This window comes from Paenibacillus pini JCM 16418 (assembly GCF_000576305.1).
GTDB classification, from domain to species: Bacteria; Bacillota; Bacilli; order Paenibacillales; family Paenibacillaceae; genus Paenibacillus_AQ; species Paenibacillus_AQ pini.
This window is the reverse complement of sequence record NZ_BAVZ01000014.1, coordinates 22238-36743: the sequence shown is the minus strand read 5'-3', so window position 1 is coordinate 36743 and position 14506 is coordinate 22238. Positions and strand designations below refer to the sequence as shown.

Sequence of the window (14506 nt, the reverse complement as noted above, 5' to 3'; positions counted from 1 at the left end):
ACACCTCCTCTATGAGTTCACATTCCGTTACTTCACTGCTTGAACTAGTTTGCCTGCAATGTCATATAGCGGCAAAACATGATTAACACACTTTAACTCGACGGCTGAACGCGGCATACCGTACACTACACATGTCTCTTCACTTTCAGCAAAGGTACTCGTTACTCCCTTATCATATAGACGCTTCATCATATCTGCGCCGTCACTTCCCATACCCGTCATGAGCACAAGATGAAGTTTGATATCTGTAATCGTTAATAATGATTTAAACATAACGTCGACAGATGGTTTATGTCCGTTGTATTGATCCTCATCTGAAAGTGATATGGAGTATTGATTGCCAGTTCTATTTAGAACGTGCATATGGTAACCTCCAGGAGCGATGTAAACCTTACCACGCTGCAAAAGCATTCCATGTTCAGCCTCTAACACCTCAAGCGGACTGAATGTATTCAGACGCTGTGCAAGAGAATGCGTAAACTTCGGTGGCATATGCTGTACAATCACAACAGGAGCTGGAAAATCCGCGGGTAATTGTTCCAACAACGTTTTTAAAGCCCTAGGTCCACCAGTCGAACAACCTACAGCAATAAGATCGCTAAATGACTCATTCTTCACATGATCAAAGGAATTTCGTTTGCCTAATTTTATAGAAGCAGGCTGAATTGAACTTGCTGTTTTTAACGACTTCTGAGACTCAGAAGATTCTTTGCCTCGTAAACTCTTAGGCGCTTTATCTAAATTCACATTCTTTGGTATCGCTGTTTGAATCTCTTCTGAAACTTTTGTATCTCTTTTAGAAGGATTGGACTTCATCATTCCAGAGTTGTCGGGCTTCTTATAAGAAAGAGAATCGGTACTCAGCCTGCTGCTTGTACCCAATAATTTGTCGGGTTTTTTTGACGATGGCCTTGCAAGAGAAATACTCTCTTTATTCAACTTGTTAATTATTAACGATGACTGTTGCTGAACAAAGGATGTGGTCTCTTGCTTTCGCTTCTCCTCTTCTGCTTGCCAAGCTGCCCGTCGTTCTTTAGCACTCATCGCAGCCCTTAATTGTTCCAGCAATATCTTTCCGACTTGATCTATGTGTTGAGAATGGGATACGGAAGGCTTGCGGATAAAATCAAAAGCTCCTGACTCCAGTGCAATGATTGTCTCTTTCATCCCCTCTTCATTAATACCCGAGAGCATAATGACAGGAAGGGGATGCTCAGCCATAATGGCCTTTAAAGCTTCCAAGCCGTTTAATTCTGGCATCTCAACATCCATGGTGACAATGTCCGGCTTTAATTTTATTATTTTATCAACAGCCTCTCGGCCGTTCACCGCTGTATCCACCACTTGAAAAGAAGTATCCTTCTCGATCAAATCAGAAATGATTTTTCGCATAAATGCCGAGTCATCTACTACTATGACTTTGTATGGCGTCATGCCATTTCCACCCCTGTCCCTTTTACGGAAGAATCATTTTGTACGTCGAAGCCACTTCTGCATAAATCCTTTGATTCCTGCCAAGGCACCCGGTTCCGGGAAAGATTGTACAATCTTATAACGATGGGTTATTCGCTGAATATCCCGCGATGCATCGCAATTAGGAAAAGCTATAGAAAATGGGATCTGCTTCTTCACAGCCTGTACAACATGTGAATCATCCTTAATGTAACCCAGTAGTTTAACCTCCACATTCAGAAACTTTCGAGCTGCCATTGCAATTTTCTCTGCGGTCTGCGCTGCCTCTCTATCATCCGTTGCACGGTTAACTACGAGTTTGAAAGGAACTTGTTGTTCTTGTTCAGTCCCACTAACCACCTTAATTAAAGCGTAGGCATCCGTTATCGAAGTCGGCTCGGGTGTTGTAACCACAAAGCATTCGTCAGCCGAATGAATAAAACTTAAATTCTCTTTTGATAGTCCAGCTCCAGTATCAAAAATAATATAATCCATCTCTCCAGCCAACTTTTCGATCTGGGTTATGAAATAGTCTAAATCATTTTGAGATAAGGAGAGCAAATCCGACATTCCCGAACCTCCTGAAATATAAGATAGGGAATTCGGACCTTTGGCAATGATCTCTTCAATACTCTTCTCTCGCCGTAGCAAGTGATATAAATTGTAGGGAGAGGAAACTCCCATTAGAACATCAAGATTAGCCATGCCTATATCTGCATCAAAGACCAGTACCTTTTGACCTAGCGCTTGTAAGTTCAGAGCGAAGTTAAGGGTGAAATTGGATTTGCCTACTCCTCCTTTTCCACTTGTTACCGTAATGAACTTAGCCGTACGCCCTACATTCCCCGGTTCGGATGCTTGCTTCTGCACCAGATTACGTAAAGGCTGTGCTTGATCCATCATCATTCATTTTCTCCTAACAGGAGACTGCATAGTGCTTTTTCATTAGGTACTAGCAGATCATCCGGAACATTTTGTCCATTTGCCATATACGATAAATGAAGTGGGTATTCATGAATGAGATTGAATATAGATCCGTAGCTTCCGGTTTCATCCAGTTTCGTAAAAATTACTTTATCCAGCCCATATTTACTGAAATGCTCCGTAATTTTTTTCATATCCTGAAACTTAGAAGTAAGACTAAGAACCAAATAGGTTTCACTATTTTCAATTGGTGATAGCAAGCTTTGAAGTTCAGATACCAATATCTCATTACGATAATTTCGCCCTGCAGTGTCCATTAAGATTAAATCACAGTGATTTAGACGCTGAATGGCTCGCTGCATATCACCCGGAGACTGTACGACCTCAAGAGGAACATTCAGAATAGAAGCATAGGTTCTTAACTGTTCCACAGCCGAAATTCGGTATGTGTCAGATGTAATGAATCCAACTTTACGCTGATAACGAAACAGCTGCTCAGCTGCAAGCTTGGCTATCGTGGTTGTCTTTCCAACACCCGTTGGGCCAGCTACGTAGACGATCCTTGTATCATCCTTAATACCACCACCAAAACGATTACGAAGGAAAGAATTAATCGTATCATGTAGAACCGCATTCAACCCTAACTCATCCTGTGTACGACCACTCCCTTCCCAGCTCTCGCGTACCGGCTCCAGCCATTCATCAATAAGTTGCTGGTCCACGTCTTGGTCACGAAGACGATCCTGAAGTTTCTGTAAGGGAAGTGGCAGCTCTTGTGACGAACGTGTTTGACGGGATATCTTAGCCATCCACATCTTCATCTGCCGCATCTCTTCAACTAACTTTTCTTCAGTGAGACCAGGATCTTGATTTGGCTCACTCAAATGCGCATTCGTGATCGAGTCAAAGTTATTCGGGATGTTAGCCACAGAATCATCTTTCATCATAAGAGCAGGCTTGATATTCTGTTGTTCCACTTGGCCTAAATCTACATCATCCTTACTAATGAGGGTTTCTCTGTGGTAACAGCTACTTCGGGCCTTTCAACCTTCATTGCTGAGGTAAGTTCAGCGGTTTTTTTATACGCATTAGGTACCGCTCTTTGTGGGATAGAAGCATACTTCATTACTGGGGCAGCCTGTTGAGACTTTACAGACGATTCAGACTGCTCCTCGCTCTCGATTGCAGCTATAACTTCGATCTTCTTCTGCTGAAACATTCCAAGGAAACCACCAATCTTCGTTTCCTTCGTGCTTAAAATTACAGCGTCAATGCCAAGATCATTGCGAATCTGGAGCATAGCTTCGGGCATGGTATCAACCAGATAACGCTTTACTCTCATAAATTCACCACTCCGACACTTTGAATTTCAACGTTTGGTTCAAGTTCACTATAAGATAGGACCGGAATATCCTGCATGGTCCGTTCAATTACTTGACGTAAATACATACGTATATTTGGCGATGTGAGCAAAATCGGCTGCTGGCCCGATTGGAGCAGCTTATTAATTTGTTCATTCAGCTTCTGATAAACTGTTTGGGTTGACATTGGATCCATCGCAAGATAATTTCCTTGTTCCGATTGTTGTACACTGTCCGAAATTTTCTTCTCCAGTGTAGGTCCTACTGTAATAACCCTTAACGTCTCCCCCTGTTGGGAATATTGCTGCGTTATTTGTCTGGAAAGGGCTTGTCTAACATACTCAGTAAGAACGTCCGGATCCTTTGTAAAATGACCGTAATCTGCTAGAGATTCAAATATAGTTACTAGATCACGTATAGAAATTTTCTCACGTAGTAACTTGGCTAGTACTTTTTGCACATCACCCACTGTGAGCACGGAGGGAATAAGTTCATCGACAAGAACTGCATAGTTTTCTTTTAAATTGTCGATTAGTGTCTTCGTCTCCTGACGTCCAATCAATTCATGTGCATGTTTCTTAATGAGTTCAGTCAAATGAGTAGCTACCACCGACGGTGGATCAACTACCGTATAACCAGACAGTTCAGCGCGTTCTTTGGTTGCTTCATCAATCCACAACGCGGGAAGGCCAAAGGCAGGTTCCAAAGTTTCAATCCCTGAAATAGATTCATCCTCATAACCCGGACTCATGGCCAAGTAGTGATTTAATAATAATTCACCACCTCCGACCGTATTTCCTTTAATTTTTATGACGTATTCATTCGGTTTTAGTTGAATATTGTCACGAATTCGGATAACAGGGACCACTAGGCCTAGTTCAAGTGCACATTGTCTGCGAATCATAATAATTCGGTCAAGTAAATCTCCGCCCTGCTGCGTATCTGCGAGTGGAATTAGCCCATAACCAAATTCGAATTCGATAGGGTCAACTTGAAGGAGGTTGATGACACTTTCAGGACTACGCACTTCTTCGATCTGTTGTTCCTCTTCAAGCTGCTCGTCCTCAATCTGCTTACGATTTAAATTTTGTTTCATTTTACGTGCTGCAAAGACCAGCAATATTCCCATCGGCAATGTTGTAAGCAAATGTATTGGTGTAAAGAGGCCTAATAGTGTAACTGTGACCGCTACAATATACAACAGATTAGGATAGGCCATCAGTTGCTTGCTAAGATCATTTGCTAAATTACCTTCAGAGGAAGCCCTAGTTACGATCAAACCTGCAGCAGTCGAAATCAAAAGCGCAGGTATTTGGCTTACGAGCCCATCACCAATTGTCAATATGGAATACGTTGATAATGCATCACCAAAAGACATTCCTCGCATTGCCATACCAATGATAAATCCACCAACAAGATTAATTAGAAGGATAATGATACTGGCAATCGCATCACCTTTGACAAATTTACTAGCACCATCCATTGCACCATAGAAGTCAGCTTCACGTTCAACTTTTCTACGGCGTTCTCTAGCCTGCTGCTCGTTAATCATTCCCGCATTCAGATCGGCATCAATACTCATCTGCTTACCGGGCATCGCATCAAGGGTAAACCGCGCCCCAACTTCAGCTACGCGTTCCGAACCTTTCGTAATGACAATAAACTGAACAACGACTAAAATCAGAAACACGATGAATCCAACTGCAATCTCACCATTAGCAATCCAGCTACCAAAAGTAGCAACGACTTGTCCAGCTTCCCCTTTAGAAAGGATTAGCTTTGTCGTCGAAATATTTAGTGAGAGCCTGAATAGCGTAGTAATCAGAAGAAGAGACGGGAAAATGGAAAATTGCAGCGCTTCCTGCGTATTCATCGCAACTAGCAAAATCATAAGCGCAAGAGATATATTGATGACAAGAAGAATATCCAAAAGCCATGGCGGGATCGGAAGAATCATCATAAGCACGATGCCGATGACACCGAGTAGAACTGTTATCTCTTTAATTTTCAAGGTCTTCTTAGCCTCCGATCCCTGCGTTATTTAACTTTGCCTTTCAATTTATATACATATGCCAGTACTTCAGCCACCGCCTGAAACAAATCTGCAGGAATCGAATCCCCGATCTCTGCCCTTTGATACAGTGCGCGGGCCAACGGCTTGTTTTCCATAGTGATTACGCCATTCTCCTTGGCGATCTCTTTAATACGCAGTGCCACAAAATCTTGGCCTTTGGCGACAATTTGAGGAGCTTCCATTTGAGAACCCTCATACTTCAAAGCTACCGCAAAGTGGGTCGGATTTGTAATAATCACATCCGCTTTAGGCACCTCTTGCATCATGCGCTGCATGGCCATCCTGCGTTGACGTTCCCTGATTTTACCTTTAATCATAGGATCGCCTTCCATTTTCTTATACTCGTCCTTAATGTCTTGCTTGGACATTTTAATACTTTTCTCAAATTCATATTTCTGATATAAGAAATCGAGTACAGCGAGTACAAACAAGGCAACTCCAATTTTCAAACCTAAATTCAGTGTCAAACTTGCGACGAAATGAAAAGACTTCTCGATATTAACTTCGGATAGCTTAGATATTCCAGCTAATGCTCCCCACAATGTTTGATAGACTAGAAAACCGATAATCGTAAGTTTAAAGATCGATTTTGCAAATTCAACCAGTGACCTCATCGAGAAAATGTTCTTAAAGCCTTTAATTGGGTTGATTTTACTGAATCTCGGCGTTAACGGATCTCCAGTAATCATAAAGCCTACTTGCAGCATGTTAGCTGCCAATCCCATCACAATTGCGCTGATAAAAAGGGGGGCCAGCATTAATAATATCTGTATCCCATATTTCATAAGCAAGCTCATTACATTACTAATTGATATTTCAGTGTTTAAGCGATTAGTCAGAACATCTGTAAACAAATGAACTAGCCGTTCCCTGAGATAACCTCCAAACATAAGAAGAGTGAAGAAGGAAGATAACAGGACCACAGCTCCCGAAAGATCCTGACTTTTGGCCACCTGACCTTTTTTACGAGAATCTTGCCGTTTCTTTGGTGTTGCTTTTTCAGTCTTTTCTCCGGCAAAAAGCTGTAAATCTAGTGGATACCTGTACAACAAATGTTGTCCCTCCGTCCTGCTCAACTCGGTTTATGTCCTATAACTGCCAGCAATTTCTGCATCGACTCGAACATAATTCCGAATAGTTCACCAAATATGTACGAAAAACTGGGAACGAGTAAAAGCAGCATGATCAGACCCACTATGATTTTAAGCGGTATACCGATGACAAATACATTAAATTGTGGCGCTGTTCGTGCAAGAAAACCAAGGCCTATATCCGTTAGAAACAATGTAGTTACTAAAGGAGCAGCCATCTGAAATGCTAACACAAAAGATTGTCCAAAGGACTGAATTAAAAATTCCGACAAACTACCATTATATAATTTCATAAATAACTGATTTGATAGAGGAACCCAGTCGTAACTGTGAATAATGCCATCAAGCAAATAATGATGTCCATTCATTGTAAGAAACAATAAAAGAGCAAACATATATTTAAAGTTTCCTAACATGGGTGAAGATGCACCCGTCATCGGATCAATAACATTCGCAATTCCGAAACCGATCGAGATATCAATAAAGGAACCCGCCGTCTGAATAACCATAAACATCATGTATGCTACAAAACCAAGCAACAGGCCAATAAGTATTTCTCTTATAATAAGCAGTACGTATGAAAGGTCAGTAGGAATCTGTTGATGGATGCCATAAGTTAGAAAAACCAAAACTGATATGAAAAAGGAAATACCGATTTTGAATATATTCGGAACTCCTTTAGAAGAAAACACTGGAACGACAACAAAAAAAGAGGTTATTCGACAAAAAATAAGTAAGAAAACCGGCAGGCTTTGTAACACCATGTTCATAGCCAATTCCGCCTAACCGATATATTTGTATAAATTGTCCAAGATATTAAATGTGAAATCAACAAGTGTTGTTAGAATCCATGGTCCAAAGATGAGCAATGCTAGCATGACTGCTACTATTTTCGGGACAAATGCCAAGGTCTGTTCCTGGATTTGTGTTGTTGCCTGGAAGATACTGATGATTAAACCCACAACTAACCCCAATAGAAGCATTGGAGCACTCACTTTAAGCACTGTATAAACTGCTTGCCCGGCGAGTCCAATAATAAACTCTGAATTCATGACTGACTCCCCCGCCCCCTTTTAAAACATTCAAGTATTAAAACTCATCAGTAGTGATTTGACGACTAGATACCAGCCATCTACAAGCACAAACAATAGAATTTTAAACGGCAGCGAAATCATTACTGGTGGAAGCATCATCATACCCATCGCCATCAAAGTACTGGCAACGACGATATCAATAATAAGAAATGGAATAAAAATCATAAATCCCATCTGAAACGCTGTCTTCAGTTCACTAATTGCAAATGCCGGAACCATTACGGTAAGTGGAATGTCTTTATACGTTTTGGGTTTTTCAGCTTTGGTATATTTCATAAACAATAAAATGTCTTTTTCCCGAGTATTCGAATACATAAATTTCTTCATCGGTTCTTGGGCTTTACTTAAAGCCTGTGTCTGAGTGATCTCACCCTTAAGATAAGGCTGAAGAGCCACATTATTGACTGAAGTAAATGTTGGCGTCATTACAAATAACGTTATAAATAGCGCCAATCCTACTATTACCTGATTTGGAGGCATTTGCTGCGTACCGAGTGAAGTTCTAACAAAACCAAGAACAACTACTATTCTTGTAAAACTGGTCATCAGCATTAAAATTGCTGGTGCAACGCTGATGACCGTTATCATTAATAGAATTGAAATTGAACTTGTACTAGGCTTCCCACCGGAATCGCCAACTTTAATGTCAATATTAGGTATTGGATCCGCAAACGCGGCTGTCATAGATAGTAAACTGACTACAGCCAATAGAATACATGTAAGTAAGATCTTTTTTTTCATGGATCCCTCAACCGATCTGTAGTATTGTCATCCCGCAGAATTTCTTTCATCTTTTCTTTACGACTTGACATCCGTCTGAGCTTATCGTCGAACACTTCATGAAAAGAAGATGTATCCTCTAGCTCGATATCCTCAGATACTACTTTCTGTTTGCGAAGCTTGGAAATCATATTTGCGATGAAAGGAGATAAGGATCCGACCTGATTCGCAGATTCCTGTTCGAATGAAGCCAGAATTAGCGCCACTTCATCAGGATCAGATATTTTGTCAACGAGGCGAATATCCTCGCCCACGCCGACTAAATATATTTTATTTCCAATTTCGATAATTTGAAGGGACTTGTTCGGCCCAAGGCCTACTGTCCCTAAAGTTCTTACAGAGCGATTGCTGAACCATGTTTTATTCTTACGACCTAAAAAACGAATTAATATGATGATCAGACCAACAATAATGATCAAAACAAAAATTACATACATTAAGTACAAGGCATTGCTTCCAGTTGAAGGAAGGGATGTATCTGGTGTACTCATAAATACAAACCTATATGCCTAAAGTTTTATTAATAGCTTCAATAACACGATCCGTTTGGAACGGTTTTACGATAAAATCTTTTGCGCCCGCTTGGATCGCGTCAATAACCATAGCCTGTTGTCCCATAGCTGAACACATAATCACTTTTGCACTTGGATCAATCTTCTTGATTTCTTTCAGTGCTGCAATTCCATCCATTTCTGGCATCGTAATGTCCATGGTAATTAAATCTGGACGTACTTCTTTAAATTTCTCGATAGCCTGTGCACCATCTTGAGCTTCTCCTACGACTTCAAATCCATTTTTAGATAAAATATCACGGATCATCATTCTCATAAACGCTGCATCATCCACGATAAGAATTCGGTTTGCCATTGATTTAAAATCCTCCCTAAGCTTTGCTATTGTAATTTTTGAATTCGGTCCCACTGGCTAAGGATGTCTATTACACGTACACCAAAGTTCTCATCGATAACCACGACCTCACCCTTCGCGATTAACTTGTTGTTAACAAGAATATCAACCGGTTCACCGGCAAGCTTGTCCAACTCGATAATAGAACCTTGTGACAATTCCAATATATCCTTAATTTGCTTTTGGGTCCTTCCTAATTCTACGGTGACTTTAAGAGGAATGTCCATCAATAAGTTCAAATTGTTTTGATCGACATGCCCAAATGATCCAGTCTCCAAATTAGAAAACTGCACCGGCTGAACATTGACATTGCGATTTGGCATACCACCATAGTGCTGTGGACCTGGATAAGGCACTTGCTGATTAGGGTCAAAACCTTGTGGCATACCGTAATTAGGCTGATTATACTGCTGATTTACAGGCGCCGCTTGCGGAGGCTGGGTACTAGTCTGCTGCTGAGGAATAGGGCGCTCTGGTGCTTCTACAGCAGCTGCACTTTCTACCGCAACTGGCTCAGAGTCATCAGAACCATTAATAAGCATACTCACCATTTCCTTGGCAAAGTTAATTGGAAGTAGTTGCATAATCGTAGAATCAATCAAATCACCGATTTTCAGCCTAAACGAAATTTTTATTAACGTTTCTCCTGTTGGTAAACTACTAACTCCATCTCCACTCGACATGTCCAGAATATCAATGCCTGGCGGTGAAATATTCACGAACCGGTTAAAAATGGTTGACATCGAAGTTGCAGATGATCCCATCATTTGGTTCATGCTTCCTGTACGGCGCTGATATGAATCTCATTTAGTTCTTCATCATCAGGGTTACCGTCGCCTCCCAGCATTAAATTAGCAATAACCTGAGCGTCCCTAGTCTTAATTACAAGTGAATTAATCCCTTCAAATCCGTCAACATAGTTGACATGAACAGCGACATGGGGTTTTGGAAATTCAGCCTCAAACTGAGCACGTGTAATCACAGTCACTTTGGGTGTTGTAATTTCCACTTTTTTGCCAAGCAGTGTCGATAAAGCTGTTGCTGCGCTACCAAAAGTAATATTTCCAATCTCCCCAAGCGCATCTTGCTCAAGAGCAGTTAAGTAGCTGTCTACACTTGAATCGCTGGCACTTTCGGAAAAATCCAACTCAGATTGCTTTAGTAGCGCATCAATTTCCTCCTGAGACAAATAATCTTTACTCGTCAATTTCCTCAACTCCTTCACTGACAATCTCATCAATCTGTATGGCAACTCGATCTTTAATCATGCCTGGACTACCGATATACTTAAGTCGATTACCTACTTTAATTGGCAATCCCGAATGAACAGGTTTATTTAGACTTATGACATCGCCTATGTTCAACCCCAAGAACTCTGCTATCGAAACGGAAGAGTCACCAAGCTCAGCAACAATATTTAATTGAGCTAGACTGATTCTATGCTTTAATGATGCCGCTTCTTCCGGCACACTCGATTTTTTCTCAGAAACAAACCATTGATGCGCTGACAACTTCGACATAATTGGCTCAAGCACGACATGCGGTATACATAAATTAATCATACCTGTGGTATCTCCAATTTTCGTACTCAGCGATATTAGAGCAATGGTTTCGTTAGGAGATACAATCTGCATAAACTGCGGATTGGTTTCCATCGCTTCCATTCGCGGAGTAATATCCAGCACGGTCTTCCAAGCTTCAGCTAAGCTCTCAAAAGCACGACTAAAGATACGTTCCATAATCGTTGTTTCGATTTCAGTTAAAGAATTGATTTTAGATGGGGCAATCCCTACGCCTCCGAGAAGTCTATCCAGCATTGAATAGGCAATATTGGGGTGTACTTCTAGTACCATCCTACCTTGGAGCGGCTCTGCTTCAAAAATATTAAGTATAGTCATTTTAGGAATAGACCGAATAAATTCATCATAAGGAAGCTGTTCAACCTGTACAACACTAATCTGCACAAAAGTACGAAGCTGCGCAGAGAAATAGGTTGTGAGATAGCGAGCAAAGTTTTCATGTATCCTAGTTAAGCTACGGATATGGTCTTTGGAAAAGCGAACTGCTCTCTTGAAATCATAGGATCGAATTTTCTTCTGGGATTCTTCTTTCTTAAGCTCTTCAGCATCCATTTCTCCTGAAGACAAGGCTGCCAGAAGAGCATCAATCTCATTTTGCGATAATACATCAACCAATCATCTCACCCCCTTGCAGGATTGTCTCAACGATCCCTTACAATGCTGTTAAAACTTTATCGGTAATCTGAATTTGACTCACTTTACCTTGAGTCACGTTCTTATTGATCAAATTGATCAATTTTGCGCTTAATTGGTCCAAACCGTTGGCGCCCTTGAGTTCGTCTGGTTTCGTATCCGCAAGCACCTTTATAAGAATGGGTTTGATTTTGAATTCTTTGATTTTATCGAACTCTTCTTTCGCCTTTTTGTCATTCAATTGGAACGCAAAATTCATCAATACGATATAATCCTGATCTGCGAGATTAGTCTTAATACCAGTAATTTCCGATGTCATTTCAACAAGTTCATCTGCTGATAGTTTAGGCACTTCAATAGCTTGGGATGCCGAATTTGAATCGTTACGATTCGAGCCAAATAGATTGGGTGCTAGCAGAAACACAGCCAGAACGATCAAGGTTATAGCTAGCAAAATCGTAATTAGCCAGGGCAGCATCTTTTTCATGAGGATTCCTCCGTTTGTTGCACTTTAATAGTTGAAGTATTGACGCCAATTTCCTGATTATAATGCTTTACCATGGAAATGACCTCAGCGGCTTTCTCTAATACAATCATTCGTTTGCCTGTAATTAAGGTGATATAAGTATCTGGTGTTTCTTCAACTGTCTCAATCATTAATGCATTCAGCCACAATGTGGAACCATTTATACGAGTAACAGAAATCATAGTAGACCTCCTATGAAAATTTAGGGGAGGCTACCTCCCCTATGATTTCACTTCAATATTATCGTTTTAAGTTAACAATTTCCTGAAGCACTTCATCAGAAGTAGTAATGATTCTTGAGTTCGCCTGGAATCCGCGCTGTGCCACAATCATTTCAGTGAATTCATTAGTCAGATCCACATTTGACATTTCCAATTGTCCAGCAACAATTGCACCCGTACCATCTGCTAAGTTATTAGCTGTTGTAATTGCAACCTCTCCGCCATCATTAGCGTTTAAAGTAATTCGATACAGGTTGCCGCCAATCTTCTCAAGCCCCTCTGGATTTGTCACTTTCGTAACCCCAAGCTGTGTTCCGTTTTCAACAGATCCATCATCAAGTTTTTGAAGCAGGACTCCATCTTGTGAGATCGAAAATGAAACGGTGTTCTCTTCAAGCGTAATTGGAGCTCCACCAGAATCACACACGAATAATCCATCAGATGTTACTAAGTGCTTCTGTGCATCGACATGAAAGTCGCCTGCACGAGTCATAAATGGAGTATCTTGGTCAGCAGTAAGTTTGACCACGAAAAAACCGTCTCCATCAATACGCAAATCTGTAGGATTGTTTGTAGTCATTGCACTACCACCTAAATGCAAAGTATCAATAGAGCCAATAGATACCCCAAGACCAATTTGCTTCGAATTCGAACCGCCCTGATCTGTATCATTTGGTGCAGTAAGCCCTGCTACAGTCTGACTCATTACATCCTTGAACATCACTCGACCTGATTTAAAACCGATTGTATTTACATTGGCAATGTTATTACCAATAACGTCTAACTTCGTTTGAAAACCGCGCATACCAGAAACGCCAGAATACATGGATCTTAACATAAAAAATTCCTCCTCAATTGGTCATGAACCGCGTCAGTCGATCAGCAGTTCTCTGGCTTCCTTATCGGGCCAGCCAGTCTTATGAAATAACTACAGCACTATCAATCTTAGTAAAAACATTGTCTTGCATTGACTTGCCATCCATAGCTGTAACAACTGTACGATTCGCTACATTTACGATCAAAGCCATATCCTTCATCAAAATCAAAGATTCCTTGCTCCCTTTAGCCGCTGCCTTATCGACTGCACTATTGATACGGGCAAGCTGATCCCCTTGAATTTCAATACCTCTCTGCTCCAGCCTCTTGACCGCGTGATTGCTAAATTTAAGTAGATTCTTCTGCAATAGTTGATCAAATGATGTTGTACTTTCATTTTGTTTGTCACGTTGTTTAGAGACCGTTGAGGGGTGAATCTTAGCAGTAGGATATAGTTGACCAATCGTCAACCGATCACTCATAACGACTCCCCACCTGCTTGTGCCGTACCACCCGTTTTCTCTGAATTAGGAGCTTCTCCAGGCTTATTAACTGGCTCCTCAACTACCGCAGGGGTTGTAGGCTCTTTTTTAGGAACATCTTTAATTTCAATAATTTTTGTAATTGGAATTGCACTATCCCCTACAGCAGCATATTGCACTCCGTCCTTCACAATAATGGAGTCTACAACACCCGATTTTAACTGTGGGGCTGTGTTTTCTTGTCCAGTAGAACCGGAAGTGCCTCCATCCATCCAACTGATTTCTTTACCTATAAGTCCAGATACATTACCTAGAGACTGACTCATTGTGGTCAATTGATTGGAAATGTTCATAAGTTGCTCTACCGACGAGAATTGAGCCATCTGTGCAATAAACTCTTTATCTTCCATTGGTTGCATAGGATCCTGATTCTGAAGTTGCTTCATTAGAATACTCAAAAACTGATCCTTACCCATGGTTTGTGTGCTCTTACTGGCTGCCTTAGCAACATTAGCAGTAGAGTAATTCGGCCATATATTACTTGTTGAAAAATTATCAGAAGCCAT

At 41.0% G+C, this 14506-nt stretch carries 15 protein-coding genes and 2 pseudogenes; all 17 read right to left on the bottom strand.

All coding sequences use genetic code 11. The annotated features are described in order from the left end of the window. Positions 1-27 precede the first annotated feature (27 nt). The 17 genes and pseudogenes from JCM16418_RS17350 to JCM16418_RS17265 all read right to left on the bottom strand — a co-directional run bounded on the left by JCM16418_RS17350 (position 28) and on the right by JCM16418_RS17265 (position 14506). Positions 28-1434, bottom strand: a complete 1407-nt coding sequence (locus JCM16418_RS17350) for a protein-glutamate methylesterase/protein-glutamine glutaminase (RefSeq protein WP_036651489.1) — start codon at positions 1432-1434, stop codon at positions 28-30. 33 nt (positions 1435-1467) lie between these two features. Continuing rightward, complete coding sequence (locus JCM16418_RS17345; RefSeq protein ID WP_036651639.1) at positions 1468-2355, bottom strand: MinD/ParA family protein; 888 nt, start codon at positions 2353-2355, stop codon at positions 1468-1470. After that, positions 2355-3718, bottom strand: a pseudogene (gene flhF / locus JCM16418_RS26955) (flagellar biosynthesis GTPase FlhF). The gene JCM16418_RS17345 and the pseudogene flhF overlap by 1 nt, the downstream one beginning before the upstream one ends. Next, on the bottom strand, positions 3715-5748 hold the full coding sequence (gene flhA / locus JCM16418_RS17330; RefSeq protein ID WP_036651486.1) for a flagellar biosynthesis protein FlhA: 2034 nt from the start codon (positions 5746-5748) through the stop codon (positions 3715-3717). Before flhA ends, flhF begins: the two are co-directional and overlap by 4 nt. Before the next feature lie 26 nt (positions 5749-5774). Then, entirely contained in the window at positions 5775-6863 is a 1089-nt protein-coding gene (gene flhB / locus JCM16418_RS17325; RefSeq protein ID WP_172679243.1) for a flagellar biosynthesis protein FlhB, read from the bottom strand. Positions 6864-6883: 20 nt separating this feature from the next. Continuing rightward, positions 6884-7672, bottom strand: a complete 789-nt coding sequence (gene fliR / locus JCM16418_RS17320) for a flagellar biosynthetic protein FliR (protein WP_036651482.1) — start codon at positions 7670-7672, stop codon at positions 6884-6886. Between the two features lie 12 nt (positions 7673-7684). Then, positions 7685-7954 carry a flagellar biosynthesis protein FliQ gene (gene fliQ / locus JCM16418_RS17315; RefSeq protein WP_036651480.1) on the bottom strand — a complete coding sequence of 90 codons (270 nt, stop codon included), beginning with the start codon at positions 7952-7954 and terminating at the stop codon, positions 7685-7687. Positions 7955-7984: 30 nt separating this feature from the next. After that, positions 7985-8737, bottom strand: coding sequence for a flagellar type III secretion system pore protein FliP (gene fliP / locus JCM16418_RS17310; RefSeq protein WP_036651478.1), 753 nt, complete (start codon positions 8735-8737; stop codon positions 7985-7987). Further along, positions 8734-9267, bottom strand: a complete 534-nt coding sequence (locus tag JCM16418_RS17305; RefSeq protein WP_036651476.1) for a flagellar biosynthetic protein FliO — start codon at positions 9265-9267, stop codon at positions 8734-8736. Before JCM16418_RS17305 ends, fliP begins: the two co-directional genes overlap by 4 nt. A gap of 10 nt (positions 9268-9277) precedes the next feature. Continuing rightward, positions 9278-9643 (bottom strand): response regulator, encoded by a 366-nt coding sequence (locus tag JCM16418_RS17300; protein WP_036651474.1) that lies wholly within the window; start codon positions 9641-9643, stop codon positions 9278-9280. A gap of 26 nt (positions 9644-9669) precedes the next feature. After that, positions 9670-10889: pseudogene (gene fliY, locus JCM16418_RS17295) on the bottom strand (flagellar motor switch phosphatase FliY). Further along, positions 10879-11877, bottom strand: a complete 999-nt coding sequence (gene fliM, locus JCM16418_RS17290) for a flagellar motor switch protein FliM (RefSeq protein ID WP_036651470.1) — start codon at positions 11875-11877, stop codon at positions 10879-10881. The pseudogene fliY and the gene fliM overlap by 11 nt, the downstream one beginning before the upstream one ends. 37 nt (positions 11878-11914) lie before the next feature. Next, positions 11915-12382 (bottom strand): flagellar basal body-associated FliL family protein, encoded by a 468-nt coding sequence (locus JCM16418_RS17285; protein WP_036651466.1) that lies wholly within the window; start codon positions 12380-12382, stop codon positions 11915-11917. Further along, complete coding sequence (locus tag JCM16418_RS17280; RefSeq protein WP_036651463.1) at positions 12379-12603, bottom strand: flagellar FlbD family protein; 225 nt, start codon at positions 12601-12603, stop codon at positions 12379-12381. Before JCM16418_RS17280 ends, JCM16418_RS17285 begins: the two co-directional genes overlap by 4 nt. Before the next feature lie 58 nt (positions 12604-12661). Continuing rightward, the gene (flgG, locus tag JCM16418_RS17275; RefSeq protein ID WP_036651459.1) at positions 12662-13480 is read right to left on the bottom strand and encodes a flagellar basal body rod protein FlgG; all 819 of its coding nucleotides are present in this window, start codon (positions 13478-13480) and stop codon (positions 12662-12664) included. Positions 13481-13559: 79 nt separating this feature from the next. Next, complete coding sequence (locus tag JCM16418_RS17270; RefSeq protein WP_036651457.1) at positions 13560-13940, bottom strand: TIGR02530 family flagellar biosynthesis protein; 381 nt, start codon at positions 13938-13940, stop codon at positions 13560-13562. After that, the gene (locus JCM16418_RS17265) at positions 13937-14506 is read right to left on the bottom strand and encodes a flagellar hook capping FlgD N-terminal domain-containing protein (protein WP_036651454.1); all 570 of its coding nucleotides are present in this window, start codon (positions 14504-14506) and stop codon (positions 13937-13939) included. The genes JCM16418_RS17270 and JCM16418_RS17265 overlap by 4 nt, the downstream gene beginning before the upstream one ends.

Bases quoted from the DNA above. Each gene is read 5' to 3' on its own strand.
- flgG (WP_036651459.1), bottom strand. From the start codon at position 13,480: ATGTTAAGATCCATGTATTCTGGCGTTTCTGGTATGCGCGGTTTTCAA.
- JCM16418_RS17345 (WP_036651639.1), bottom strand. From the start codon at position 2,355: ATGATGGATCAAGCACAGCCTTTACGTAATCTGGTGCAGAAGCAAGCA.
- JCM16418_RS17285 (WP_036651466.1), bottom strand. From the start codon at position 12,382: ATGAAAAAGATGCTGCCCTGGCTAATTACGATTTTGCTAGCTATAACC.
- JCM16418_RS17280 (WP_036651463.1), bottom strand. From the start codon at position 12,603: ATGATTTCTGTTACTCGTATAAATGGTTCCACATTGTGGCTGAATGCA.
- JCM16418_RS17300 (WP_036651474.1), bottom strand. From the start codon at position 9,643: ATGGCAAACCGAATTCTTATCGTGGATGATGCAGCGTTTATGAGAATG.
- fliP (WP_036651478.1), bottom strand. From the start codon at position 8,737: ATGAAAAAAAAGATCTTACTTACATGTATTCTATTGGCTGTAGTCAGT.
- fliR (WP_036651482.1), bottom strand. From the start codon at position 7,672: ATGAACATGGTGTTACAAAGCCTGCCGGTTTTCTTACTTATTTTTTGT.
- JCM16418_RS17265 (WP_036651454.1), bottom strand. From the start codon at position 14,506: ATGGCTTCTGATAATTTTTCAACAAGTAATATATGGCCGAATTACTCT.
- JCM16418_RS17270 (WP_036651457.1), bottom strand. From the start codon at position 13,940: ATGAGTGATCGGTTGACGATTGGTCAACTATATCCTACTGCTAAGATT.
- JCM16418_RS17350 (WP_036651489.1), bottom strand. From the start codon at position 1,434: ATGACGCCATACAAAGTCATAGTAGTAGATGACTCGGCATTTATGCGA.
- JCM16418_RS17305 (WP_036651476.1), bottom strand. From the start codon at position 9,267: ATGAGTACACCAGATACATCCCTTCCTTCAACTGGAAGCAATGCCTTG.
- fliQ (WP_036651480.1), bottom strand. From the start codon at position 7,954: ATGAATTCAGAGTTTATTATTGGACTCGCCGGGCAAGCAGTTTATACA.